General features: G+C 57.5%; 23 protein-coding genes and 1 riboswitch. Of the genes, 11 read left to right on the top strand and 12 right to left on the bottom strand.

The features are described 5' to 3' along the window. Nucleotides 1-12: 12 nt before the first annotated feature. Entirely contained in the window at nt 13-624 is a 612-nt protein-coding gene (rpoE, locus tag P4L78_RS12880) for an RNA polymerase sigma factor RpoE (RefSeq protein WP_283149969.1), read from the bottom strand. Between the two features lie 385 nt (nt 625-1009). On the opposite strand from rpoE, the gene nadB reads away from it, so the two are divergent. Both nadB and tpiA read left to right on the top strand, forming a co-directional pair. Then, nucleotides 1010-2590 (top strand): L-aspartate oxidase, encoded by a 1581-nt coding sequence (gene nadB / locus P4L78_RS12875; RefSeq protein WP_309328444.1) that lies wholly within the window; start codon nt 1010-1012, stop codon nt 2588-2590. Between the two features lie 262 nt (nt 2591-2852). Then, nucleotides 2853-3689: a triose-phosphate isomerase gene (gene tpiA, locus P4L78_RS12870; protein WP_283149971.1), complete on the top strand. Its 837-nt coding sequence runs from the start codon at nt 2853-2855 to the stop codon at nt 3687-3689. Nucleotides 3690-3830: 141 nt separating this feature from the next. Here the strand turns inward: tpiA and P4L78_RS12865 are convergent, their stop codons facing one another. The 5 genes from P4L78_RS12865 to P4L78_RS12845 all read right to left on the bottom strand — a co-directional run bounded on the left by P4L78_RS12865 (nt 3831) and on the right by P4L78_RS12845 (nt 10621). Beyond that, complete coding sequence (locus P4L78_RS12865) at nt 3831-6995, bottom strand: efflux RND transporter permease subunit (RefSeq protein ID WP_309328443.1); 3165 nt, start codon at nt 6993-6995, stop codon at nt 3831-3833. 14 nt (nt 6996-7009) lie between these two features. Further along, on the bottom strand, nt 7010-8167 hold the full coding sequence (locus tag P4L78_RS12860; RefSeq protein ID WP_309328442.1) for an efflux RND transporter periplasmic adaptor subunit: 1158 nt from the start codon (nt 8165-8167) through the stop codon (nt 7010-7012). A 577-nt stretch (nt 8168-8744) separates the two neighbouring features. Beyond that, complete coding sequence (locus tag P4L78_RS12855) at nt 8745-9287, bottom strand: hypothetical protein (protein ID WP_283149974.1); 543 nt, start codon at nt 9285-9287, stop codon at nt 8745-8747. A gap of 261 nt (nt 9288-9548) precedes the next feature. Then, nucleotides 9549-10115 carry an acyl-homoserine-lactone synthase gene (locus P4L78_RS12850; RefSeq protein ID WP_309328441.1) on the bottom strand — a complete coding sequence of 189 codons (567 nt, stop codon included), beginning with the start codon at nt 10113-10115 and terminating at the stop codon, nt 9549-9551. Between the two features lie 86 nt (nt 10116-10201). Then, nucleotides 10202-10621 (bottom strand): DUF4902 domain-containing protein, encoded by a 420-nt coding sequence (locus tag P4L78_RS12845; RefSeq protein ID WP_309328440.1) that lies wholly within the window; start codon nt 10619-10621, stop codon nt 10202-10204. A 156-nt stretch (nt 10622-10777) separates the two neighbouring features. Between P4L78_RS12845 and P4L78_RS12840 the strand changes: the two genes are divergently transcribed. The 4 genes from P4L78_RS12840 (at nt 10778) to P4L78_RS12825 (ending at nt 14159) form a co-directional block, all read left to right on the top strand. Further along, a complete protein-coding gene (locus P4L78_RS12840; RefSeq protein ID WP_283149977.1) occupies nt 10778-11488 on the top strand; it encodes an autoinducer binding domain-containing protein in 711 nt (236 codons plus the stop codon). Between the two features lie 905 nt (nt 11489-12393). Further along, nucleotides 12394-12768, top strand: coding sequence for a DUF2946 family protein (locus P4L78_RS12835; protein ID WP_309328439.1), 375 nt, complete (start codon nt 12394-12396; stop codon nt 12766-12768). 167 nt (nt 12769-12935) lie between these two features. Then, nucleotides 12936-13295, top strand: coding sequence for a copper homeostasis periplasmic binding protein CopC (gene copC / locus P4L78_RS12830; RefSeq protein ID WP_283149979.1), 360 nt, complete (start codon nt 12936-12938; stop codon nt 13293-13295). 21 nt (nt 13296-13316) lie between these two features. Continuing rightward, a complete protein-coding gene (locus P4L78_RS12825) occupies nt 13317-14159 on the top strand; it encodes a CopD family protein (RefSeq protein ID WP_309328438.1) in 843 nt (280 codons plus the stop codon). Between the two features lie 31 nt (nt 14160-14190). Here P4L78_RS12825 and P4L78_RS12820 read toward each other — a convergent pair whose 3' ends face one another. The 4 genes from P4L78_RS12820 to P4L78_RS12805 all read right to left on the bottom strand — a co-directional run bounded on the left by P4L78_RS12820 (nt 14191) and on the right by P4L78_RS12805 (nt 18581). After that, nucleotides 14191-14979: a 2OG-Fe dioxygenase family protein gene (locus tag P4L78_RS12820; RefSeq protein WP_309328437.1), complete on the bottom strand. Its 789-nt coding sequence runs from the start codon at nt 14977-14979 to the stop codon at nt 14191-14193. 160 nt (nt 14980-15139) lie between these two features. After that, nucleotides 15140-16306, bottom strand: a complete 1167-nt coding sequence (locus P4L78_RS12815) for an MFS transporter (protein WP_309328436.1) — start codon at nt 16304-16306, stop codon at nt 15140-15142. A 95-nt stretch (nt 16307-16401) separates the two neighbouring features. Next, nucleotides 16402-17871 carry an MFS transporter gene (locus tag P4L78_RS12810; RefSeq protein WP_309328435.1) on the bottom strand — a complete coding sequence of 490 codons (1470 nt, stop codon included), beginning with the start codon at nt 17869-17871 and terminating at the stop codon, nt 16402-16404. Continuing rightward, nucleotides 17868-18581, bottom strand: coding sequence for an SDR family oxidoreductase (locus P4L78_RS12805; RefSeq protein ID WP_309328434.1), 714 nt, complete (start codon nt 18579-18581; stop codon nt 17868-17870). The genes P4L78_RS12810 and P4L78_RS12805 overlap by 4 nt, the downstream gene beginning before the upstream one ends. Nucleotides 18582-18722: 141 nt before the next feature. Here P4L78_RS12805 and P4L78_RS12800 point away from each other — a divergent pair, with 141 nt between their 5' ends. The 4 genes from P4L78_RS12800 (at nt 18723) to thiD (ending at nt 22662) form a co-directional block, all read left to right on the top strand. Further along, entirely contained in the window at nt 18723-19676 is a 954-nt protein-coding gene (locus tag P4L78_RS12800) for a LysR substrate-binding domain-containing protein (RefSeq protein WP_309328433.1), read from the top strand. 568 nt (nt 19677-20244) lie between these two features. Further along, nucleotides 20245-20341: riboswitch (TPP riboswitch) on the top strand. Nucleotides 20342-20411: 70 nt separating this feature from the next. Continuing rightward, nucleotides 20412-21221 carry a hydroxyethylthiazole kinase gene (thiM, locus tag P4L78_RS12795; protein ID WP_309328432.1) on the top strand — a complete coding sequence of 270 codons (810 nt, stop codon included), beginning with the start codon at nt 20412-20414 and terminating at the stop codon, nt 21219-21221. Then, a complete protein-coding gene (gene thiE / locus P4L78_RS12790) occupies nt 21218-21856 on the top strand; it encodes a thiamine phosphate synthase (protein WP_309328431.1) in 639 nt (212 codons plus the stop codon). The genes thiM and thiE overlap by 4 nt, the downstream gene beginning before the upstream one ends. Next, complete coding sequence (gene thiD / locus P4L78_RS12785) at nt 21853-22662, top strand: bifunctional hydroxymethylpyrimidine kinase/phosphomethylpyrimidine kinase (RefSeq protein ID WP_283149988.1); 810 nt, start codon at nt 21853-21855, stop codon at nt 22660-22662. Before thiE ends, thiD begins: the two co-directional genes overlap by 4 nt. A 148-nt stretch (nt 22663-22810) precedes the next feature. Here thiD and P4L78_RS12780 read toward each other — a convergent pair whose 3' ends face one another. Continuing rightward, nucleotides 22811-23503, bottom strand: coding sequence for an LrgB family protein (locus tag P4L78_RS12780; protein ID WP_309328430.1), 693 nt, complete (start codon nt 23501-23503; stop codon nt 22811-22813). Next, nucleotides 23496-23957 (bottom strand): CidA/LrgA family protein, encoded by a 462-nt coding sequence (locus P4L78_RS12775; protein WP_309328429.1) that lies wholly within the window; start codon nt 23955-23957, stop codon nt 23496-23498. The genes P4L78_RS12780 and P4L78_RS12775 overlap by 8 nt, the downstream gene beginning before the upstream one ends. A gap of 117 nt (nt 23958-24074) precedes the next feature. Here P4L78_RS12775 and P4L78_RS12770 point away from each other — a divergent pair, with 117 nt between their 5' ends. Then, complete coding sequence (locus P4L78_RS12770; protein WP_283149991.1) at nt 24075-24965, top strand: LysR family transcriptional regulator; 891 nt, start codon at nt 24075-24077, stop codon at nt 24963-24965. The last annotated feature ends 5 nt before the right edge of the window (nt 24966-24970 follow it).

The raw sequence follows: 24970 nt of genomic DNA, 5'->3' as shown, positions 1-24970 counted from the left end.
GCCTTGTACCGGCTACCAACGTCTGTCCTTGCCCACCGTCTCGAGCAATGGCCGTAATTTACCGGCGATTGCTTCACGTGCCCGAAAGATACGCGATCGGACAGTGCCTATGGGACAGTTCATCACTGTAGCGATGTCCTCGTACGACAAACCGTCCATTTCACGCAACGTAATTGCGGTTTTCAGTTCATCGGGCAGAGTGTCCACCACCTCGTTGACAGTTCTGACAATCTCTCTGTTGGAGAGTTCAGCCTCGGGCGTATGGTAATCCGGAATCTGCGCGGCGGCATCCAGGGTTTCGCCTTCATCGTCCTCGTAATCGTTGGCCAGCTGGGGCCGGCGGCCCATTGAGGCCAGATAATTTTTAGCGGTATTAATAGCAATGCGGTATAGCCAGGTATAAAACGCGCTTTCGCCGCGAAAGGACGGCAGTGCGCGATAGGCCTTGATAAAGGCCTCCTGGGTCACATCCTCGATCTCATGCGGATCACGAATCAGGCGCGACAGCAAACGTGCGATTCTGCGCTGATATTTGGCGACCAGGAGTTCGAATGCCTTCTTGTCGCCAGCTTGCGCACGCGCGACCAGGGCTTGATCGATATCCCGTTCGGTAAGGTTTTCCAATGCGGGCTCCGTGTGGAACGGCCTGCGTAAATATTAAAATGACAGTAACCCGGTACCAGTACGCGGTAACACACACTGTTCTAAGTAACCAGCAATATCCGGCAAATTCGCGCTCCTTCCCTGGAAAGCACCACCGGATGTTGCAGCCGATATATCACATTGCATATCGGCCAGACTGCTGTCAGATGCAGACCTTCTTGATTGATTCTTCGTTATCTGGGGCTGACAACTGTGTTTTACAAGACAGACAATGAACGATCATCGTCGCATTGCCGCCTTAAAAGCGGCTTAAAGCATGGTCTATGTCAATGACATCGCTGCCGCATATTCGGCACCACTGTTATAGTTACATTTTTGAGACAGCACCCGGGAGCAATAGCCAGCCATGCGCCAGTTCGACGTTTTGATCATGGGGAGCGGCCTTGCCGGCATGACCATTGCCCTCAAGCTTGCCGATCAGTTGAAAGTAGGTCTGGTCACCAAATGCGCGTTGCGCGATGGTGGCAGTGGCTGGGCGCAAGGTGGTATCGCCGCCGTGCTGGACGATGCTGACAGCATTGAACTGCACATCCGCGACACCTTTGTTGCCGGAGCTGGATTATGCGATGCGCAAGCCACCCGATTCATTATTGAAAATTCACGCGAAGCCATCGACTGGCTGATAGACATGGGCGTGCCATTCACGCGTGACGACTCCGGCGATACTAACTATCACGGCTACCATCTGACACGCGAGGGCGGTCACAGTCATCGCCGTATTATTCACGCTGCCGATGCCACGGGTGCTGCCGTGATTGATACGCTGGCCCAAAAAGTGGCCGTGCACCCGAACATCACCGTGCTGGAAGACCACATCGCGCTGGATCTGATCACCGGTAAAAAGCTGGGGATGGAAGAAGACCGCTGCTGGGGCGCCTACGTTTACGACAAAATCGGCGACAAAGTCGAAACCATCGTGGCGCCGCACACCGTGCTGGCCACCGGGGGGGCGGGCAAGGTGTATCTGTACACCACCAACCCGGACGTCGCGACTGGCGATGGCATTGCCATGGGCTGGCGGGCAGGTTGCCGGGTATCGAACATGGAGTTCATCCAGTTCCACCCGACATGCCTCTATCACCCGCATGCCAAATCTTTCCTGATTACCGAAGCGGTACGCGGCGAAGGCGGGATTCTGCGCTTGCCCGATGGCACCCGTTTCATGCCACAGCATGACGAACGCGCCGAACTGGCGCCGCGTGACGTGGTGGCCCGCGCCATCGACTTTGAAATGAAAAAAGGCGGCTTTGATTGCGTCTATCTGGATATTTCATTCAAGCCCGCTGAATTCATTAAAGAGCACTTCCCGAACATCTATCAACGCTGCCTCGAATTGGGCATCGACATCACCGTTGAGCCGATTCCGGTAGTACCGGCGGCGCATTACACCTGCGGTGGTTTGGTGGTCGATATGGATGGCCGCACCGATGTGCCTGGCTTGTACGCAGTCGGCGAAGCGGCCTGCACCGGGCTGCACGGTGCCAACCGGCTGGCGTCCAACTCACTATTGGAATGCATGGTTATTGGCAAAGCCACGGCGGCGGATATTCTGGCCGACCAGGTCGGGCCAATGCCGGTTGTGCCGGAATGGGATGAAAGCCAGGTCACCGATCCGGATGAAGAAGTGGTCATTGCCCACAATTGGGATGAGCTGCGCCGTTTCATGTGGGATTACGTGGGCATTGTGCGTACCAACAAACGGCTGGAACGGGCGCTACATCGCATTGAGTTGCTGCAACACGAAATCCACGACTACTACAGCAACTTCCGCGTGGGTAACGACTTGATTGAATTACGTAATCTGGTCACTACAGCCGAATTGATCGTGCTTTCCGCCATGGCCCGCAAAGAAAGCCGCGGTCTGCATTACAGCCGCGACTATCCGGGCATGCTGCCGGAAGCCAAGCCCACCGTACTGAAACCGTGACGCACTGAATCCGCCGCTTTCTGGCACTGAAACAACGCCCCTGCCCGCCCTGCCGCGGGCTGTGGCGTTGTTTACTCACCTCACCCGTTCTCATAAATCGGCACAGTAAGAGATTTTCCAGCCGCTTCCAGGTATTGTTGATGTACCGGCCTTTCAATCTGGCCTAAAGTTATTCAATGAGCATGTGTTGTGAAGCCCGGCATCCTGGCAATACACGTGACTCGACACCTCTCCCTGAGCCCGCCTTACTGGAACTAGCATCATGAGCGAAGACGATCTCAAACCACTGGTTATCGGCAACTGGAAAATGTACGTCTCGCGTGAGACCGGTTCGTCGATGCTGGCCGAACTGGCCACCGCCCCTGCCATGAAAGATGTAGAAGCGGTCATTTGCCCCGCATTTCCGTTTTTATCTGAAGCGGCAGCCGCGTTGCCCGCCAGCGGAATTCGCCTGGGCGCGCAAAATTGCAGCCCGGAATCCAGCGGTGCCCACACTGGCGAGGTGTCCGCCGCCATGCTGGCCGATTTTGGCTGTAAATACGTGCTGATCGGTCATTCCGAACGTCGCCGCATGTATGGCGAAGGCGATCATGAAATTTCGCGCAAAGTGGCGCAAGCGCTGGAATACGGCCTGACCCCTGTGCTGTGCATTGGCGAAGACGCCGATCAGCGCCGCAGCAACCAGACCACCAAGGTGTTGCAAACCCAGTTGATCAAAGCAGCCCAACTGTTTTCTGCCACCGACTGGCCGCGTATCGCCATTGCCTATGAGCCAATCTGGGCCATTGGCACGGCAACTTCCATTTCGGTCATCCAGCTGGCCGCCACCATTCGTACCCTGCGTCAGTTGCTGGAAGAAATGCATACGCCAGGTCAGGGCACTATTCAGCGCATCATTTATGGCGGCAGCGTGGACGAAAAAAATGCGGCCAGTTTGATGATCGGTGCCGAAATCGATGGCCTGCTGATCGGGCGAGCATCTATTCCAACCGAGCGTTTCCTGCAAATTTGTCTGGAAGTCTCGCTCGCAGCGCGGATTGGTGCTTATGTGGGGCATCGCGCCACACGCGCCGCCGCCAGCAACGGTACCGAGGGCTAATGGCCTGGCCAGTTACACCTTGAAGTAGCAAGACACAGATACTCATCTATGTGACCGATGTAAAAACAGAGAAGCCCTGCAGCATTTGCCGCAGGGCTTCTCTGTTTTTTACCCACTGCTCATACCACTGGCGCGAGCAACTTACTCCCCCGCGCCTTGCAACAAGGCCGCAGTCACTTTGGCTGCTTTCTTGTGCTTGCGACGGCTTTGTATCCAGTGGCTCAAACGATCCAGATACAAATACACCACCGGCGTGGTAAACAGCGTCAGCGCCTGCGACAGCACCAGCCCGCCGACCATCGCGTAGCCGAGTGGGCGGCGCAATTCAGAACCCGCACCGTGGCCCAGCATCAGCGGCAAACCGGCCAGCAAAGCGCACATGGTTGTCATCATGATCGGGCGGAAGCGCAAGATACACGCCTGGTAGATCGACTCCTCGGCGCTCATGCCGCGCTCGCGTTCGGCGGTCAGCGCAAAGTCGATCATCATGATGCCGTTTTTCTTCACGATGCCAATCAGCAAGATAATGCCGATCAGCGCGATCACCGTCAGGTCATATCCCGCCGCCATCAGGATCAGCAGCGCGCCCACGCCCGCCGACGGCAAGGTCGACAAAATGGTCAGCGGATGAATATAGCTCTCGTATAACAAGCCCAGCACGATATACACCGCGATCAGCGCTGCTGCGATCAGATAAGGCTGCGATGACAGTGAATCACCAAACGCCTTGGCCGTGCCCTGGAAAGCGCCGGTCAAAGTGGCCGGGACGCCCATTTCTGCCTGCGCCTTGTTGATGGCATCCACCGCTTGGCCCAACGACACGCCTGGCGCCAGGTTGAACGAGATCGTCACCGCCGGGAACTGGCTTTGGTGGCTGATCGACAGATACGCCGTCTTGTTGGTGTCGATATGCACAAAGGTCGACAGCGGCACTTGCTGGCCAGTCAACGGCGAAGTGATATACAGCTTGCTGAACAACGCCGGGTCTTGCTGCAACGCTGGCGTCACTTCCAGGACCACGTGGTAAGTATTGACCTGGGTGTAGTACTGAGCCACCTGGCGCTGACCGATCGCATCATACAAAGTGGCGTCGATGGTCGCAGGCGAAATACCGAAGCTGGATGCGCGCGTGCGGTCGATGGTCAGCACCGCGGTGGCTGCAGAATTCTGCTGATCCGAAGCAATGTCCGTCAGTTGCGGCACTTTACGCAGCCGATCCACCAGTTTGGGCGCCCACTCGTTCAGTTCATCCAGGCTGGAGTCAGTCAGCGTGTATTGATACTGCGTACGCGACAAGCGCCCGCCAACGTTGATGTCCTGCCCAGCCTGCAAGAACAGGTTCACCCCTTCCACCTTGGCCAGTTTTGGCCGCAACCGGGTAATGACCTCATCCGCCGAAAGCGTGCGGCCCTGGTCTTTGGGCTTGAGGTTGATATAGAAGTTGCCGGTATTGAAGGTGTTCTGCCCGCCAACCATGGCAAAACTGGCCACGTCCGGATCGTTGCGGATCACTTCGGCCAATGACTGCATGCGCTGGTTCATGGCCTTGAAGGATGAATCCTGCGCCGTTTCGGCAAAGCCAAACACAAAGCCGGTATCTTGCTGCGGGAAGAACCCTTTGGGGATCACCATAAACAGGATGACGCTCAGCGCAACGGTGCCCAGGAACACGCACAGGGTAATGAACTGGTGTTTCATCACCAGATCCAGCCCGCGCTTGTAACCGGCGAGCATCGCATCAAAACCGCGCTCGAACAATTGATAGAGCTTGCCGTGCTTGTCGCCGTGATGATCTTTCAAAAAGCGCGAGCACAGCATGGGCGTCAGCGTCAGCGAGATAACCACCGATACTGCAATGGTCAGCGTCACGGTAATGGAGAACTCGCGGAACAAACGCCCGACGATCCCGCCCATCAGCAACAGCGGGATGAACACCGCAACCAGCGATACCGAAATCGAAATAATGGTAAAGCCGATTTCGCCCGCTCCCTGATATGCGGCCTCCATGGGCGACATGCCGTCTTCAACGTGGCGGTAGATGTTTTCCAGCATCACGATGGCGTCATCGACCACAAACCCGACGGCAATGGTCAGCGCCATCAACGACAGATTGTCCAGACTGAAGCCCACCAGATACATCACACCGGCGGTGCCCATCAGCGCTAACGGCACGGTCACGCTGGGGATCAACGTGGCTGGCACGTTACGCAAGAACACAAAGATGATGCCGACCACCAGCAAGATGGTAAGCACCAGCGTGAACTCCACATCGCGCACCGAAGCACGGATGGTTTGCGTGCGATCGACCAGAATGTTGATATGCACGGTCGGCGGAATCGCCGCCTGCAAACGTGGCAGCGCGGCTTTAATCCGCTCTACCGTCTCGATCACGTTGGCGCCCGGCTGCTTGGTAATGGCCAAAACAATGGAATGTTGCCCGGACAGAATCGTCGCTGCAGGGTCAACCGCTTTACCGGCATACGCCCATCCGGCCAGTTTGGTGTTCTCCGGTGCATCAACGGCCACGCCAATATCGCGCACCCGCACTGGCGCGCCATTCTTGTAGGCCAGCACCATTTCGTTCCATGGCGACGCTTTCAGCAACTGGTCATTGGTGTAAACCGTAAAGCTTTGCTTATCGCCATCCACCGTGCCCTTGGGCTGGTTGACCGTTGTGGTCGCGATGACAGTGCGGACGTCTTCCAGGCTCATGCCCATGGCCGACAATCTGGCCGGATCAACCTGAATGCGCACCGCTGGCTTTTGCTGACCACCGATATTGACCAGACCCACACCCGGAATCTGCGAGATTTGCTGCGCCAGAATGTTATCGGCGTAGTCGTTCACCTCAGTCAACGGCAAGGTGTCGGACTGCACCGCCATCACGATAATGGGCGAATCTGCCGGGTTCACTTTCCGGTAAGTTGGCGGATTGGGCAGATTGTTTGGCAATTGTCCGGTAGCGGCGTTAATGGCCGCCTGCACGTCCACCGCCGCCGCGTCGATATTGCGGTTCAGATCAAACTGCAAGGTAATCTGGGTGGTGCCCATCGCGCTGGATGAGGTCATCTGCGACAGGCCGGCAATCAGCGAGAATTGCCTTTCCAGCGGTTGCGCCACGTTGGACGCCATGATCTCCGGGCTGGCCCCGGGCAAGCTGGACGACACCTGAATGGTTGGAAAATCCACCTGCGGCAGCGGCGCCACCGGCAGTAATGGCCAAACGGCAATCCCGACCAGCAAAATCGCTGCGGCCAGCAGCGAAGTTCCGATCGGGCGTTTGATAAATGCGGCAGAGATGCTCACGTTACCTTCCCTGCTCAGTGGCTGGCGGCGGGTTTATCGGCCTCGGCGATGGTCGCGCCGGGCTTGAGTTTGTACTGACCATCCAGTACCACGCGTTGACCCGCTTGTACCCCTTGGTCGATGATCGCTTTGCCGTCCTGGATTTGCGCCACTTTCACCTTCTGCAGTTGCGCTTCGTTGCTGGCGTTCACCACATACACATAAGTGCCGGCATTACCACGCTGCACGGCCGCTGACGGCAGAGTAATCGCGTGACTGCGTTCACCCAGTACCAGGCTCACATTCACATACTGGCCTGGCCATAAGGCATGTGCCGGGTTGGGAAAGGTGCCCTTGAGCGATACCGTGCCGGTGGTGGTGTCGATCTGGTTATTCACCAAAGACAGCGTGCCGGTCGCCAGTTTGTCACCACCGTCCCGCGCATAAGCCACGACCTTGAGCGACTTGCCGCCCTGAATGGCTTTGTTGACTTGCTGCAGCGCGTCTTCCGGCAGGGTAAAGGTCGTCGCAATCGGATCAATCTGGTTAATCACCACCAGACCGGTCGTATCTGTGGCATGCACGATATTGCCCGGATCAACCAGACGCGCCCCGGTTCGGCCGCTCAGTGGCGAGATGATGGTGGTGTAGCCCAATTGCACTTTGGCGTATTCAATCTGCGCGTCATCATTCTTGAGCGCGGCTTCCAGTTGTGCCACCAACGCACGCTGGGTATCCAGCGTCTGCTGAGTCGTCGCATCTTGCTTGATCAGATCGGTATAACGGACCAGGTCACGTTTGGCGTTATCCAGTTGCGCCTGATCTTTGGCTCGGGCAGCAACCACCTGGCCCAGTTGCGCCTGGAAAGAGCGAGGATCGATTTCGGCCAAAACCTGACCTGCTTTGACATCCTGACCTTCGGCAAAACCCACTTTCTGCAATTCGCCGTCCACGCGCACTTTCACGGTTACCGTTGCGTTGGCTTGCACGGTCCCCACGCCAGTCAGATAAATCGGCACGCTTTCGTCACTGGCTTTTACCGTAGTCACGAGGGTGGGCGCTGGGGCTGGTGGTTTGCTGGGGGGCGTTTCGGCATCGGCTTTGCGTGAGGCGGACCAGAAGGTCACGCCGCCCGCAGCAATGAGTACCAGAGCGATAGCAATGGCAGACTGGGTTTTTCGTTGCCTGGTCATGAGCTTTCTATTCACCTTCTGCGAGTACCGCACGCAAGGGACGGTACGCTGTTTCGTATCTGGATTGGATTATTCAATCGGGCGCACTGGGAGACGTATTCACCAACGCAGTGCGGGGCTAGTCGATCCGCGGGTTCGCGGCACTATCATATCTGTATCAGAATGCTGCTTATACCGGCTAAACGCGATCAGAAGCATGGCGTTGACCATCTTTACGATGGCTTTACATAGCAGCGACACAAGGAACTTTATTGCTCCGCCGACAAAGGGCAATGACCACAGCGGGGCGTCCGGGTCCATGTTGCCCACGATCTATGCCCATGTCATTACGGCAATAACAACATGGCCCGTTTATCGCTTTATAACCGTCCATAGCATATAGATTGTCTATGAATAAAAGTTGAATGCGTTTCCGGGCAAGTTGCTTTTGGGGTGATAACTGGCACGTACGCCAAGGCTGAAAACGCGATAAAAAAACCTCCTGGCACAGGCTGTGCGCACAGGAGGTTTTTTTAATGTTTGCGTGATGACTGCGGCTAACGATACCCAGCTCACCACGTCGATCTAACGCGCTGATTTACATGGCAAATTCTGTCTTGGCCTGAGTTACACAAGCGTCTTTACGGTCGCCACTAAATGCATCGCACTTCTCGCGGGCCACTTTGTAATCTGCCTCGCGCTTGGCGTCATCGGCTTTGGCCGTAGCCTTGTAGCGATCTTTATTGGCATCAATATCGGCCAACATTTTGTCGCGGTCAGCCTTGGCGGTTTGTTTGCAGACATCCTTGTCGTTACCGGCAAGACGGCCACACTTCTCTACCGCTACATCGTAGTTAGCCTTGGTCCGTTCACGCGCAGCATCGGCGCGAGCCGCTTCGGTGTCTTTGTCCTGGGCATCCAGATCTGCCAGCGATGAACGTTGCTCAGCTTTGGCCTGGGCCTCGCAGACATCCTTGCCGTTGCCGGCCAGGGTCTTGCATTGTGCTGTTGCGGCGTCATAACGTTGACCGATGGTGTCTTTGCGTGATTGATATTGATCGTGGCTCAGTGCGGCAAAGCTCAGCGCGGGTGCTGCCAGCAACGCAGCAGCAATCAGAGATCGAATGGCGGATTGACGCATGTCGGCACCTTCTTTTTGAATGAGAAAGAAGGCAAGCACTGATCGGCAGATACCGTTTCGGCAGCAGTTTTACTGCGGCTGGCATTGCCGAAGATCAGTTACGCTTGCCTGATGCCCACTTTAGCTGGACAAGTGCAAGCGGCCAGTCATCCCCTGTGGCAGATCAGCGCAAGAAGAAAGAGCCAATGTTTGTAGGCATTGCCCGACGTTGGCTGCCCGGCAAGGCGCGTTGCCGGTGCTTTCGCAATGATCCTTTGGCCGTCAGCCCAGCGGATTTTCCACATCGATCACACAGGCGAACAAAGGATAACCATCAATAATCATCGGTGGGCCAGCCCGATGAGCATGAAACCCGGCGTTGCGCAGGATACGCTCTATGCCAACCGGCGAAACCGTGATGATGGTTTTAGCGCCTAGTTGCGCGGCACAGTGGATGGCTTCACGCAGCAGTTCCAGCGCCAGCGGCGAAATGAATTGCCCGCCCGCCGTGCCGGTTGGCCCTTGAAAATCCACCGCGGCAAAGCGTGACAACTCCCACACCTCCGGCGAATTTGGCGCTGGCAAACCATTGAGCAGTTGCGGGAAAACCTCGCCCAACAAATACGGCTGTGTAGTCGGCAACAGGCGGGCGCATCCGGTAATGCGTTCTTCGGCATCGCGCGACACAATATAAACCGTGTCTTCCCGATCAAATTGATCCTGCTCGATGCCGGGCGGCGTATCCAGTTGCCAGCCAAGCATTTCCACAAAAACCTTGTGGCGGTAAACCGAGAGTGCTTTGGCAACACCCACCGGAAGATGCGCCGACTGTCCGGACAACATATGCATATCAACCCCCAATGGAATATGTTTCAAAACAGGGGGAATAATTTGCCCGGTCACGGCCAAGGAAAACTGTCAACGAAGACAGGTATCTAAATATATCGGGAGGTGATAAACCGGCTGGTTGCCTCTTGCCATTGCATATGGGCAAGCCGCTCAATCAACAGGTCTTCAGTTCTGACAGGGCCAAGGTCATTGGCATTGGAATCAATCAGCATGATATTACTGCGCGGCTTGCCGGTTAACTGATAACCACAGCTGGCGATAAACCAGTCCCAGCCAATAGTCAGAATCGGGTGGGACTTGCTGATCCACTCGGTATAGCCACTGATTGTCGCAAGACGAGAACCACATCGCAAAGAACCAGCCGGGTCATCATCCAGCCCGGAAACAAGATGGTGCAAAGGAATACCCAGCAGCGTCGCAAAATCCAGCCGGACATATCCATCGGCGCAAAGACCCGGCCTATTCATTACCGCGCAACTGCTATCACCAAAAATCCGAGCCGACATGGCGTTGTGACCTGAACACGAAAACAGACTTGAAAGTGTAATGAACATTGATCACACATTGCCATTGTCAGAGTTATCAGCTAACACGCATAACAAAGGTTTGCTGACAAGCCGGGTGTTGATAACAAAACCACAAACAGGCTGGGGGATAACGAGATGTCACCTTTCGTAGAAGAAAACCTGCATTCACTGCTTACCATCCACGACCAAGGGCAGTATTTCAGCAAGATTACCCATATGGCGCAGGAACTGGGCTTTGAATATTGCGCCTATGGCGCTCGCATGCCCTTCCCTTTAAGCGCCCCCCGCACGGAAATGGTGAATAACTATCCTGTCGCATGGCAGCATTGTTATCAAAGCAAACACTACATAACGCAAGACCCGACCGTAGCGATTGGTTTGCGCTCGACTATTCCCTTTGTGTGGAGCGAAGCCTTGTTTTCGGGCTCCCGCGAACTGTGGGAAGACGCACGCTCACACGGGTTGCGCAACGGCTGGGCCCAGGCTTGCCGCGATGTTAGCGGCGTCGTGGGCATGATGACGCTGGCTCGCTCCAGCGACGAAATCAGCGATGCCGAACTCAATGAACACGAACCGTTACTAATGTACCTGGCCCAGGTGGCGCATGTTGGCATGTCCCGCTTCTTTCTCGAACACTCGTCTTATGGGCACGAGGTAAAACTCACCCCGCGCGAAACCGAAATCTTGCGCTGGACCGCCGAGGGCAAAACCTCTGCCGAAATTGGCGAAATACTGAATATCGCCGAGCGAACTGTTAATTTTCATGTGAACAGCACGTTAACCAAATTGAATGCCGCCAATAAAACTTCTGCTGTGGTGCAAGCGGCGTTACGCGGGTTGCTATAGCCAGCAGAGGCTAACTATACTGTTTTTGGGAAGCACAAATTCAATGCAATTGAATTGCAGTGGATTGTTGCGCAGAAAATATATTTGCGAACATCAAATAGCCTGGCTGTCAGCCATTCAAAAAACCAACCCCTTCCTTCGTTCCGTCATCCTCACACAAGATCTCTTGCCATCGTTATGCAGAACACGCAGAACCGTGACCACCATTCTGATGCATCGACGCCGCAATTGCCGCCTGTCAGCTTTAGCAGGTTTCCTCATGGCAAGGTATCCACGGATGATACCAGCAAGCTGGCCTTATTTTGAGCGACATAGTTAGCAAGACAACTGTTTATTAATTCATACACCAGACCAAAAATCCATATCAACAACATTACATTAATTATATACATTGGTATTTTTCATCAAGCAGCAGAAAAATAATTTAGCCAAATTAATCAGTTGAGACTAGCCCCAGTTATGCAATGCAGTTTTCATGTGATTGTCTATAAATCAGCTTTGGTGCATCATTATTTATCCAGAATCTATCACTGCATTTTCAACCCAGCACAGACATGTCTGACAACCGAATAAACACAGCATACTGATCAGGCAAATTGCGTTGCGCAATTGCTACCAGCAGTTATCCGAATCAAATTGCAATTGCCTTTGGGCAATGTGTTCTGGTCGGCGCTACCCGCACCGATCACACCGTATTTGCCCTTCGGGTTGCCGTTGCCAAAAGCGACGGCAACCTCCCCCTCCCTCTCCTCTTTTCCTGGCAAGTAGATCTGGCAGCCACTCGTCCACCGCATGAGCCAAGCGGCGACCCGCACGGCTGAAGTGGGCTGGCAAAACTACAAGTGAGAATAATTCGCAATAACAATCTCGACATACATGGGCCATCGGCGGCACAATCTGCCCCCATGTATCGCCAGCCTCGTTTGCATCTATTCGCCCTTTACGCCGCAATCATTGCATTGCTGGCGCTGGCGTTCGTGCCGCCGGTCATGCAGGTGCTGCGCCCGGCGGTACTGATGGCTGACGCGATGCCAGGTTGCAATGACCCGGCGATGCTACAGATGCATCACCCGGCATCCAGTGCGGATCTCAACGGCGATATGGATAGCTGTTTGATGTGCTCCCTGGCCTGCCACGTCCCCGCATTGGCAGCAGTTCCACCGATGGTCTGGGTGGCTCCGCTGGGGTTGGCGCTTGTTTTGCAGCCGGTGTGGCGGATATTCTCGTCACGCGACAGCTTGTTTACTCCACCCGCACGCGGCCCACCAAGCCTGCTTTAGCCGGTATTTCTGGCCGGTTTTTTCGTATTTCCCCCATTCAAGATGGACTAGCGTGGCCATAACCAACAGCCCGCTGGTCTTGCCGAGCACGCGTGCCCGTATGCTGGCGTATGTCTTTACCCTGCATTTGCAAGGCGTGCTTGTAGCCCTATTCAAGAGAATTAATCATGAAATCCATCCGTACCCTGTTTGCATTTGCCGCATCAGCCCTGCTGTTCACCGCCCAACTGGCCAGCGCCCATGCCCATCCACACGAACAAAGCCCTGCGCCCAATGCCACCGTAGCGGCACCGCAGGAAGTGCGCATCGCTTATACCGAAGAGCTAGAGCAATCGCTCAGCTCGCTCAAAGTGCTTGATGGCAGCGGTAAAGTGCTGGCCGATAAAGCCACGCTGGATGCGGCCGATCACAAAGTCATTCACCTGCCATTGCCAGCACTGTCTGCCGGTGTGTACACCGTGGAATGGGTAGCGGTGGCGGAGGATGGCCATCGCACCAATGGCAAATACACTTTTACCGTTAAATAACGCGACAAAGCCTCAGACGACATGAGTGGATTCGAGTGGGCTGGCCCGGCGTCAGCCAGCGTGGCCGCGCTGCTGGACATACTGATTGCCCTGCTGATCGGGCAATGGTTGAACACGCGCGGCAAGCCTGGCTGGCAGCTGCCCAGCCTGCTCGGTCTGGTATTTTGTGCCAGTCTGCTGGTTAATAGTGCCAGCATGGCGGGTGTGCCACTTTGGGCCGCGTTTGCGGCGCTCCCGCTAGTGCTGCATACGCATTACGGCCTGATGTGGCTGGCCGGAGCGACCTGCATCGCAGCCTTGCTGCTGGACAACCGTTACCGCAACGGCAGAGCGTCAACCGCAGTCATCATCGTACTGTTTGTCTATTTTCGCGCCTGCACCGGTCATGTGGCCGATGCGGGCATGTTCAGCCTGGCCCCGCTGGTGCATACCGTACATTTGCTGGCCGCGGGCGCGTGGGCTGGCAGCGTGCTGGTCTTTCTGGCTCAGCATCGCAAGCTGCGGCAAGACGGCAAATGGTTCGATAGCCCGAGCGCGCGCCATCTGTCGCAAGTGGCGTTGTGGGCGGTGATGGTTGTGGTGCTGACCGGCGCCGCCAATGCCTGGCGAGTGCTGCAGTTGGGCGCATCTGCGGTGGAACCGTGGCAACAGCCCTGGAGCGTGATCCTGAAAACCAAGCTCGCGCTGGTCGCCATTGCCGTGTTGCTTGGCGCCACCAATCGCTGGAGCATCATGCCCGCGCTGGATTTGAATCAGCAACGCGCCCAGCGCCAGTTCATGGCGCTCTTGCTGCTGGAAGCGGTGGTTTTCGTTGGGGTGATTGGCTGTGCGGCGGTGTTGGGATCAACCAGCCCGCCGATGTAACAACGGGCATCAACTCAGATCACAAACCGGCTCAAACCTTGCGCCGGAAAGTGACCACCAGCACATCGCGGCAAGCAAATTGCCCGGCTTGCTGCGGCACGATGGGTGATACGCCATGCAGCACACGTTCGTCGTCCACCAAGGCCATATCCAGCGTATCCGCCAAAGTAAAGGTGCGCAGCGGATTACCCTGCAAGTCGTAAATGGTGCTGACGCCCTGTTCGACATTGCGCCGTTGCACCATCAGCATCAGCACAAAATCCACCCCATCGCGATGCACGCCTTCCGGCGTCGGCAAGCCAAGTTGCTCGCTGCCCGCCTCAATGCGGAACTGGTGTACTTCGATGTGCCAGTTGGCGTTGGGAGAACGTAGCCCGAATATCTCACACCCCAGTGCGACCACACTGCGCAAGGTGGCGCCATGCACAACCGCATGCTCAACCGGTTGATAGTGACGGGCGATGCCACCATTGAGCGCGTTGTATTCGCGGCTTTGAAAATGCGGCTGATGCGGTTCCACCACAAAACTGCGTTGCCCAGACATAGCCGTTAACGTCGCGTGCCGGCGTTTGCGATAGCGCCCGCCGTCGGCCATATAGTTATCCAGGCACAAGCGTTCCCAACTGGCCTGAAACTGCGGCCAATCTGCGGCCAGCGTGGCTGCATCGCTAAAGCCCTGGCCTGCCAGCAAGGCTTGAGTACGGGCAGCGGGCACATAGCTGTAACCACGCGTGGTCAGCGCCTGGCTCAGCAGCGCAACGCTGTCCAGCGCTGGACGGGTATTCGGGGAGGTAATGCAGTCGGGGTCGAGCGTTTCCATAACTATGTGCAAACCAATACGCATTGCTGCTTTGTGACGGGACATCTACACCAATAATGCTGCAGATGTTCCCATCATATCTATCTGGCAAAAGATTGAGTCGGTAGATTCCCGTACAACCAGCAAGACAATGCGCCGCAACCAGCGCCGATTCTGGCGCTCAGGGTTGATAAGCCGGTTGTTGCCGCTTGCGATCCAGCGCGCCAGACAGTATCACCACCGCAAACCCGATCAGCGCCACCGCCGCGCCCAGCCACGGCAAATTGGTCAGCGGATAACCCGCACCCAGCATCGCCCCGCCCAGCCACGCACCGGACGCATTGCCCAGATTGAAAGCGCCCTGGTTCAATGTCGGAGCCAGGTTCGGCGCACCCTGCGCTTTGTCGATAACTCGCACTTGGGCCGCAGGCACAACCGCAAAGGCAAACATGCCCCAGAAGAACACGGTCACCAGGGTTGGCACCTTGTAATGACTGGTGAACGAGAACACCGCCAGCACCACGGCGATCATGCAGAAAATAATGGCCAGACCCCGCATCAAGCGCCAATCGGCCAGCTTGCCGCCCACCAAACCGCCCGCGGTAATACCGGCACCAAACAGCAGCAACACCCAGCTTTCCTCAGCGGCGGTAAAACCGGTGACGTCGCGCAGGATGTACGCGATGTACGTCACCACGCTGAACATGCTGACCGACGCCAAGGTGCTAATCAGCAATGCAAGTTGGGTCTGGGTTTCTGCAATTTTGCGAAACTCACCCAGGATACCGCCACCTTGCGGCGTGGCAACTTTGGGCAACCACACTGCCAATGCCGTTGCGGCGATCAAACCAATCGCTACCACCGCCCAGAACGGCGCGCGCCAGCCCGCCACATGGCCCAGTGCCGTACCAAACGGCACGCCAATGATGTTGGCCACGGTCAGGCCGGTAAACATCATGGCCACCGCTTGGGCGCGTTTGTTACGCGGCACCAGATCTGCCGCCACTACCGAGCCAATGCCAAAGAATGCGGCATGGCAGAACGCAGTCACCACCCGCGCCACCATCAACATGGCGTAGCTGGGTGCCAGCGCGCACAGGGCGTTGCCGAGGATGAACAAACCCATCAAACCAATCAGCGCCTGCTTGCGTGGCCATTTGGCGGTAACGATGGCCAGAATCGGCGCGCCAATCGTTACGCCAATCGCGTAGCCGGAAATCAACATACCGGCGGCGGGCGTGGAAACGGAGAAGTCGCGGGCCACTTCCGGCAGCAAGCCCATGATCACGAATTCAGTTGTGCCAATGCCAAATGCGGCGGCGGCAAGGGCTAAGAGTGGGAGGACCATCGCGGCTTTTCCTGTTGCAAGATTGAACTTGTTTCAAACAAAACTATTTCAGCGTACCGAATATATGCGATCAGCATTGTGACAACGTGTGGGCTTCAGCGCGACGTTCGCCTGGATTGATTTGCGATTGTGGCTTCAGCGGGTGTGGGCCCACTGACCTCGGCCCCGGCGTTTCTGGCCAGCAACAAACTGTCGCCCACGGCCAGTAATGCAATCAGCGCCACCAGACCAAAAGCCAGATGAAACTCGCTCACGCCAGGCGTACCTGCCACTTGCCCGTGCACGACTTCAGCGATGCGTAGCGCCAATGCTCCAAAAGCAATCCCCATGCCCGCATTCATTTGCTGGAACACGCTAAACAAGGTGGTTGCGCCGGTCATGCGGGCTTGTGGTACATCAGCAAAACCAATGGTATTGAGCGCAGTAAATTGCATCGAGCGGCACAAACCGCCAAAGAACAGTACGGCAGCGATAATAGCCAGCGGGGTGTTGGGCATCAGGCCAGCGCAGGCGGCGAAACCCACCGCCACCAACAGACCATTGCCCACCAGTACATTGCGAAAACCAAAACGCCGCATGATCCAGCTGGTGGCCGGTTTCATGCACAGATTTCCGGCGAACAGCGCCAGCATCAACATGCCCGATTGGACCGCACTCAGGCCAAACGCGAGCTGGAACATGAGTGGCAGCAGAAACGGTGCGCTGCCAATAGCAATGCGAAACAACGAACCACCCACAATGGTCACGGCAAAAGTCGGAATACGCAGCGCGCTCAGATCGACCAAGGGGTTTCCCACCCGGCGCATATGCCAGACGGTGACGGCCAGCGCAGCCAGGCCAGCGAGCAACAAACCGCCGACCCACAATGGCGCCACCGGTTGATGGCTGGCGGCCTCCAGCCCCATCATCACGGCGCTGCAACCGATACCGCTGCTGACAAAGCCAAACACATCAAACGGTCGCGATTGCGCGCCGTCGCCACGAATCAACCGCAATGCCGCCAGCCAGGCAATCACGCCCAGCGGCACATTCAGCAAAAAGATCCAGTGCCAGCTCAGCCAGGTGGTGATCAAGCCACCCACTGGTGGACCAATCACCGGCGCCACCAGACCCGGCCAGGTGATCGTGGCAATCGCCCGTACCAGGTCTTTGCGCTGGGTGTTACGCAATACCACCAGCCGCCCTACCGGCACCATCATGGCACCGCCCAAGCCTTGCAAAATGCGCGCAGCAGTAAATTGCCACAGGCTGGTGCACAGCCCACATAGCAACGACGCCAGCGTGAACACCACAATAGCCGAGCAAAACACCCGGCGCGGGCCAAAGCGGTCCGCCAGCCAGCCGCTGACGGGAATAAACACCGCCAGCGCCAGCATGTAAGCACTCATACCTATCGACAGCCGCGCCGGGGCCACACCAAAGCTGGCCGCCATTTGCGGCAACGCCGTGGTGATGACCGTCGCGTCCAGGTTCTCCATAAAGAACGCAGCGGCCACCAGAAACGGAATCCAGCGCAAAGCACCGTCAGCGAGCGGCGCTTGCGCGGCGGTCGTGGTCTGACTCACCCAATCGCTCCACCACCGTCGACCAGTACAGTCGAACCGGTAGAGAACGGCGTACCGGCCAGATACAGCACGGCATTGGCGATATCTTCTGGCTGACCCACACGTTTGGCGGGCAACGATGCCGCCACTTTGTCGAACATCTGCAGCCGATCCGCCTCGGCAAACTTGTCCCATAGCGGCGTGACAATCAGCCCTGGCGAAACGGTGTTGACGCGCACTGGCGACAACTCCAGCGCCAGCCCGCGGGCCAACGCCTCCAGCGCAGCGTTGATTGCCCCTTGCAACACGGAACGGCTGCTGGGGCGCACCGACAAAAAGCCCGAGACAAACGTGAGTGAAGCATTTGGCGTAAACCGCGCAGCCCGCGCAATGCGATAAGCGCCCCAGAACTTGCTGTTCATGGCGCTGTAGGCATCTTCCAGCGCCAGCGTGCGCACTGCGCCAGTTGCCGTTTGCGCTGCAGAGATCACGATGTGATCCCACTCGCCGGCTTTGGCAAAGAAGCTTTCAACGTCCGCATCGCTGGTCATATCCAATGCGGCGATTTCAACCTGCCCCACCACCTGTTCCGCCGCCACTTGCAGCTTGGGTAATGAGCGCGAAGCAATCGTCACCTTTGCTCCGGCGCGGACAAAGGCTTGTGCCGTGGCCAGACCAATGCCGGAACTACCGCCGACAACCAAAACCCGCTGATCAATAAATGAAGTCATTGCATTGCTCCCTGGTTGTGCTGCTGTGTGGATATTCAGTTGAATGAAGGGCAGTTTATCCACTCAACGTCTGGAGATAATCCAGCAAAAAAGCGACAATCCCTCTACATTTCGTTGAGAATATTCCGGGCACTTCACGCCATGACACTGGATAACCTGCAGGACCTGAGCATCTTCGCCAAAGTCGTTGCTACGGGCAGTCAATCGGCCGCAGCCAGAGAACTGGATGTGTCACTGGCTGTGGTCAGCAAACGGCTGGCATTGCTGGAGAAACAACTTGGCGTGCGCTTGCTGAATCGCACCACGCGCCAACAGTCGCTGACGGAAGAAGGCCAATTGTTTTACGCCAGTTGCGTGCGCATTCTGGCCGAAGTCAGCGAAGCCGAAACGCAACTCTTGCTGCATCGTGACAGCGTCAGTGGCGTGCTGCGCATCAACGCGCCCAACGCCTTTGGCCGCCGTCATCTGGTGCCGCTGGTCACCGCCTTCCAGGCACGCCACCCGCAACTACGCGTTCAGCTGGACTTGACCGACGCGGTGATCGATCTGGTTGAAGGCGGCGTGGATGTAGCCATCCGCTTTGGCAGCCTGCCCGACTCCAGCCTGTTCGCCCGCGAGTTGGCGCCCAACTATCGCGTACTGTGCGCTTCGCCCGATTACATTGCCCGCCGTGGCTTACCGCAATCCGCGGCCGAACTGGTGCAACACGACTGCATTCTGTTTGGCGAGCAATTGGTCACCGAATGGCAGTTTCACGATGAGAGCATCAAAGTGCACGGCAACATCGTCACCAACCACGGCGAAGCCGCGCACGAACTGGCCTTATGCGGCGCCGGGATCGTCCTCAAATCGATCTGGGATGTCGGCGCCGATCTGGACAGCGGCCAATTGATCCGTGTCCTCCCCGAACACGCCATCGCCTCCGCACCATTGCACGCGGTATACCTGCACAGCCGACACTTGGCCCCGCGCGTGCGACAGTTTGTGGCGTTTGTGAGTGAGCAATTGCAACAAGCCTGGCGCTGGGACCCGGCACCCAAACTGCGGGTGACGGCATCTGGGCAGAACCGGCGGGCACGGGTATCGGGGATTTGAGCCTTGGGATCGTTTGTAGCCTGGATTCGCGTAGCAATCCGGGAGCAACATGGGGCAAATTTAATCACCGGCGGTTCGATGACTCATTGCAATCCCGGATTCCCGCTGACGCTTCATCCGGGCTACATGGGTTTAGGCCCACAAATGGTGGATTGGCTAAACCCAATCCACCCTGCAACTTCATGTTTTTGACTTTTACCAAGCAAACAAAGCAGCCGATCACGCCGACCGAGAGTCGGAGACCTTAGGCTCCGGCCGACCGAGGGAACGGCGGAGCCGCGCAAAGAACACTGGCAAACAAACTGTTCGTTTCGGCTTTTGACTTCGGGCCCCGTCGGACGCTCGCGTCCCGGGTCGCCTTTCTTTTGGTTACTTTTCTTTGGCGAAGCAAAGAAAAGTAAGGTACTCCCGGTCACCACCAGGTATCAAACGCCTTTTACACCCGTCCCGCAGGCACCAGCAACACTTGAAACGGAAGCCAAATCAGCCAGTCCACAATGGATTGTCGCCTCCCTTCAAATCCCACCAAAACCCTCCTTGCCCACAACACCCCAACAGCGGACAATCCTCCCCTGACTCGGGGTGCTTTTGCAGTTGCAAAGGCTGAGAGATACCCGTTACCTGATCCGGATAATGCTGGCGGAGGGAAGTCCCAAGTGGCCCTGTGCTGCTCGCCTGCACTGACCGTCCGTATTACATGGATGGATCAATCCGGGCCGCCAAGGAGCCACATAAATGTCATCATCCGCAATCCCCACCCTGCCGTTTTCCATCATTGCCGACGAGTTGGAACGCTTTCGCAGCGTGCATCCGCTGGTGCATGTGCTGACCAATGAAGTGGTACAGGAAATCACCGCCAATGTTTTGCTGGCTGCGGGTGCCGCGCCAGCCATGATTGTGGCGCAGGAAGAAGTCAGTATTTTTGCCAGCATTGCGGGCGCAGTGCTGATCAATGTCGGCACCTTGCGCGACACACAACTGGCGGCCATGCGGCAGGCCATCACCGCAGCCAATGCAGCCAACGTGCCATGGACGCTTGATCCGGTGGCGGTTGGCGCCCTCGAATATCGCAGCAATGCCTGCCGTGAATTTATCCGGCAAAAGCCCGCAGCCATTCGCGGTAATGCCTCGGAAATCCTCGCGCTAGCCGGTATGGGCAGCGGCGGGCGTGGCGTAGACAGCACGGCGGGCTCCAACACCGCGTTGGCCGCCGCCCAGCAATTGGCCCGCGATAGCGGCGCCGTCGTGGCTGTGACTGGCGAAATTGATTACATCACCGATGGCAACAGCACCTGGGCTACGCCCTGGGGCCATCCGCTAATGACGCAAGTGGTCGGCACCGGCTGCGCACTTTCTGCGCTGGTCGCCGCGTTCACCGCGCAAGCCCCCAACCGTTTGAACGCCGTAGCGGCAGCCTGCGCCCTGGCCGGGATTAGCGGTCAGCGGGCACAAGCCATTAGTAATGGACCAGGCTCGTTCAAAGCGGCATTCCTCGACACGCTATATTTATTGAGCCCCAACGAACTGCGGGAGATGACCGCGTGAAGCCGTTTGATTTATCGCTTTATCTGGTGCTCGACCCTGACCTGTGCGGCGGTCCGCAGGGCATGGTGGACACCGCCCGTATCGCCGCCGAGAACGGTGCCACCATCGTGCAACTGCGCGCGCCCAACTGGAAAAAACGCCAGTGGCTGGAAACCGCATTTGCGCTCAAGGCCGTGCTGGACCCACTTGGCGTGCCGCTGATCATTAATGACCATATCGACGTCGCAATCGCGGTCGATGCCGCAGGCGTGCACATCGGCCAGGCCGATCTGCCGCCCGACGCCACGCGCCGGTTGATCGGCCCAGATAAAATTCTTGGGCTGTCGACCTCCAATGCGGCGCAAATGGCCGATGTACCGTTGGGACTGGTGGATTATCTGGGCGTTGGTCCGGTGTACCCCACCGGCACCAAACTGGATGCCTCGCCCGTGATCGGGCTGGACGAATTCGGCCAGCTTATGCGGGCCAAGCCACTGCCAGTGGTGGCGATTGGCGGCATCAAGCATGGCACGGCAGCGCCACTGATCCGCGCCGGGGCCGATGGCGTGGCCGTGGTTTCGGCCATTTGCGGTCAAGCCGATATCGCTGGCGCGACTGGCCATCTATTCATTGAAATTACCGGAGGCCGAACATGAGCCCCTCAACGATCCCGCATGCTCTCACCATCGCCGGTTCGGATTCTGGCGGTGGCGCTGGCATCCAGGCAGATCTGAAAACCTTCTCGGCGCTGGGCGCATACGGCATGAGCGTGTTGACCGCGCTGACCGCACAGAACACCCAAGGCGTGCATGCGGTGCATCCAGTGCCGCCCGAGTTTGTCACAGCCCAACTGGATGCCGTGTTCAGCGATATCCGGGTCGATGCCGTCAAACTGGGCATGCTGGCCAATGCGGGGATCGTCCATGCCGTTGCGGCCAGCCTGGCAAAGTATCAGCCGACGCACATCGTGCTCGACACCGTGATGATCGCCAAAGGTGGGCACCCGTTGCTGGTGGCCGAAGCTGTGTCGGCGATTCGCGACGCGTTGTTGCCGCTGGCTTCGCTGATCACGCCTAACTTGCCAGAAGCCGCGGCGTTGCTAGGCGCCCCGGTCGCCACCACAGAAGATGAGATGCGCGCACAAGGTTATGCACTGATCGCCGCCGGTGCCAAAGCGGTGCTGATGAAAGGGGGACATCTGGGTGGCGCCGAGAGCCCGGATTGGCTGATCACGCCACAGTCCGAAACGCGCTTTGCCAATATCCGCATCGCCACCCGCAACACGCACGGTACCGGTTGCACGCTGTCTGCCGCGCTGGCCGCTTTGCGTCCGCAACATCAGGACTGGCCGCAGACCGTGGCAGCAGCACGCGAATGGTTGCAAGCAGCGTTGATCGCAGCGGACCGGCTGGATGTCGGCCACGGAATTGGCCCGGTGCATCACTTTCACGCGTGGTGGTAATCAGCGGCAACCGGGCTCCCGGCACCAGGTTCTGCTGCCGGGAGTCTCTGCATCAACAATTTGACGACTGCTTATTTCATGCCCAGCGTGGTAGGTGAAAACAAATCACGCGCCAGAGGTGCTTCCAGACTGCGTTATGGACGCGGGCCTAGAAAAACAATTTGCCGATCACCGGAGCGCCCAGCACGCTGATCAAACCGGCAATCATCATCACCAGGCTGGAGACTACGCCCTGCACTTCGCCAAGCTGGCGGGCTTTGGCGGTACCGGCGCCATGGGCGGCGGCGCCAAAGATGGCGCCGTGCGCAAGGCGGCTGCGCACCATTGGCAGGCAGGTCAGCACGGTTTCACCAATCGCCATGCCCAGCACGCCAGTGATGACCACAAACACTGCTGCCAAGTCCGCGGGGCCGCCAATTGAACGCGCGGCTTCAATGGCAAACGGTGTCGTCACTGAACGCACGGCCAGGCCTTTTTGCAGCATCACCGACAAGCCCAGCCAGCGCGCCAGCAAGACGGAAGTGCTTACCGAAGTCACCACTGCGGCGATCACGCCCGCAGAAATCGACAGCCAGTGTTTACGCACCATGTTGCGGTTGTCGTAAATGGGCAAAGCAAAAGCGATAGTGGCCGGGCCGAGCAGCCACATCAACCAGTGGGTATCAGCGATGTAGTCGTGGTACGGGATATCGGCCAGCAGCACAATGGCGATCAGCACCGCCGGGGTTGCCAGCAAAGGCATCAGGATCAGCCGCAGGCTTTTTTCATACAGCCGCTTGTTGGCGTAATACAAACCAACGGTGAGAATGAAACAGCCTGCAGCCAGCATTGAATCAGGCATGGTGATTACACCGGCGGCGGGCCAGTTTGAGCTCCAGCCGATATACCTGGTCCACCACCAGCGCGGTGACCACCATGACCGCCACGGTGCTCAGGCCGATCACGGTACAGATGCGCCAGCCGTCGCTCAGAATCAGTGCCGGATAATTCACCACGGCCAACACGGCCGGTACAAAGAACAGCAACATCTCGCCCAGCAACCAGTTGGCGCCACGGCGAATCCAGCCTGTCTGCACTACGCCCGCAAACAGTAATGCAGCCATCGCGCCCAGCCCCAGCAAACTGGCTGGCAATGGCAGATCGAACCGGGCCTGCACCCAAGCCGCCACCAGCCACAACGCCGACAACGCCACCACTTGCGTCGCGACACAGCCAAAGGCGTAAAGCCGCGCGCCCAAGGCAGAAGTAGCCGAGGCGACGGGTGCTGGCAACGCGGGGCTTGAAGCGAGTTCCATGATGACGGGCACGGCGTAAAAGATTGAATAACGCCAGTATACGAAGCGTCTATCCAGACATAAAATGAATAATAATTATCCAATTCATTCCATTATGGAATGCATGGCGAGGCAAAGATGGATGTCCGTGCGTTGCGTTATTTTGTTGAGGTGGTACGCCAGCAAGGCTTTACCCGCGCGGCTGAAACCTTGTTTGTTACCCAGCCCACCGTGAGCAAAATGATCAAGCAGCTGGAAGATGAACTCGGCGGTCCATTGCTACTGCGTGAGGGTCGCAAAGTGCTGCTGACGGACGCCGGTAAAGTGGCCTACGCCAGGGCGCAATCGGTACTGGCTGAAGTAGCGCGCTTGCGCCAGGAAGTGGCCGAAGTCGATGGCATGGCACGCGGAGAACTGGCGGTGGGTATTCCACCCATGGCCGGGCGCTACTTTGCGCCGGTCATCGGGCGCTATCGCAAGCAATATCCCGGCGTGGCACTCCGGCTGCGCGAACAAGGTGGCCGGGCGCTGGAAGAAAGCGTGGTCAATGGCGAACTGGATCTGGGCGTCACCGTGCTGCCTGCCACCGTGCCCGGTCTGGCCACTTTGCCGGTCACCCGCCAGGCGTTGATGGTGGTTTATCCAGTGGTGCGGGCGCCGGTCAAAGCAAAACCGGTGGCACTGGCCGAGTTGGCCGCCCTGCCCTTCATCATGTACGAGGATGACTTCGTGCTGAATCACGTCATCATCCACGCCTGTGAAGCCGCCGGATTTACCCCGCAAATTGCCGGGCAAAGCCGTCATTGGGATTTCATTGGTGAACTGGTTGCCAACGATGTCGGCATCGCCATTTTGCCCGACCCCATCGCTCGCCAGCTCGATCCGGCCCGCGTAGTTTGCCGCCCGCTGGCCGATCCCGCGCTGGCTTGGGAACTAGGACTGGTATGGCGTCAGGATTATTTGTCGCGAGCGGCCCGCGCATGGCTAGAGTGCTGTGAAGAAGCTTTCGGTTATCCCGCACGCACATGATCGAT

The sequence above is a fragment of the Silvimonas sp. genome (genome assembly GCF_031291215.1).
Classification (GTDB): Bacteria; Pseudomonadota; Gammaproteobacteria; order Burkholderiales; family Chitinibacteraceae; genus Silvimonas; species Silvimonas soli.
The sequence above is the reverse complement of the archived record's forward strand: the minus strand, read 5'-3'. Positions and strand labels throughout refer to the sequence as shown.

What these genes read in the sequence shown, in the direction of transcription:
- nadB (WP_309328444.1), top strand. Translation starts at nt 1,010, where the DNA reads ATGCGCCAGTTCGACGTTTTGATCATGGGGAGCGGCCTTGCCGGCATG.
- tpiA (WP_283149971.1), top strand. Translation starts at nt 2,853, where the DNA reads ATGAGCGAAGACGATCTCAAACCACTGGTTATCGGCAACTGGAAAATG.
- P4L78_RS12860 (WP_309328442.1), bottom strand. Translation starts at nt 8,167, where the DNA reads ATGACCAGGCAACGAAAAACCCAGTCTGCCATTGCTATCGCTCTGGTA.
- P4L78_RS12855 (WP_283149974.1), bottom strand. Translation starts at nt 9,287, where the DNA reads ATGCGTCAATCCGCCATTCGATCTCTGATTGCTGCTGCGTTGCTGGCA.
- P4L78_RS12850 (WP_309328441.1), bottom strand. Translation starts at nt 10,115, where the DNA reads ATGCATATGTTGTCCGGACAGTCGGCGCATCTTCCGGTGGGTGTTGCC.
- P4L78_RS12845 (WP_309328440.1), bottom strand. Translation starts at nt 10,621, where the DNA reads ATGTCGGCTCGGATTTTTGGTGATAGCAGTTGCGCGGTAATGAATAGG.
- P4L78_RS12840 (WP_283149977.1), top strand. Translation starts at nt 10,778, where the DNA reads ATGTCACCTTTCGTAGAAGAAAACCTGCATTCACTGCTTACCATCCAC.
- P4L78_RS12835 (WP_309328439.1), top strand. Translation starts at nt 12,394, where the DNA reads ATGTATCGCCAGCCTCGTTTGCATCTATTCGCCCTTTACGCCGCAATC.
- copC (WP_283149979.1), top strand. Translation starts at nt 12,936, where the DNA reads ATGAAATCCATCCGTACCCTGTTTGCATTTGCCGCATCAGCCCTGCTG.
- P4L78_RS12825 (WP_309328438.1), top strand. Translation starts at nt 13,317, where the DNA reads ATGAGTGGATTCGAGTGGGCTGGCCCGGCGTCAGCCAGCGTGGCCGCG.
- P4L78_RS12820 (WP_309328437.1), bottom strand. Translation starts at nt 14,979, where the DNA reads ATGGAAACGCTCGACCCCGACTGCATTACCTCCCCGAATACCCGTCCA.
- P4L78_RS12815 (WP_309328436.1), bottom strand. Translation starts at nt 16,306, where the DNA reads ATGGTCCTCCCACTCTTAGCCCTTGCCGCCGCCGCATTTGGCATTGGC.
- P4L78_RS12805 (WP_309328434.1), bottom strand. Translation starts at nt 18,581, where the DNA reads ATGACTTCATTTATTGATCAGCGGGTTTTGGTTGTCGGCGGTAGTTCC.
- P4L78_RS12800 (WP_309328433.1), top strand. Translation starts at nt 18,723, where the DNA reads ATGACACTGGATAACCTGCAGGACCTGAGCATCTTCGCCAAAGTCGTT.
- thiM (WP_309328432.1), top strand. Translation starts at nt 20,412, where the DNA reads ATGTCATCATCCGCAATCCCCACCCTGCCGTTTTCCATCATTGCCGAC.
- thiD (WP_283149988.1), top strand. Translation starts at nt 21,853, where the DNA reads ATGAGCCCCTCAACGATCCCGCATGCTCTCACCATCGCCGGTTCGGAT.
- P4L78_RS12780 (WP_309328430.1), bottom strand. Translation starts at nt 23,503, where the DNA reads ATGCCTGATTCAATGCTGGCTGCAGGCTGTTTCATTCTCACCGTTGGT.
- P4L78_RS12775 (WP_309328429.1), bottom strand. Translation starts at nt 23,957, where the DNA reads ATGGAACTCGCTTCAAGCCCCGCGTTGCCAGCACCCGTCGCCTCGGCT.
- P4L78_RS12770 (WP_283149991.1), top strand. Translation starts at nt 24,075, where the DNA reads ATGGATGTCCGTGCGTTGCGTTATTTTGTTGAGGTGGTACGCCAGCAA.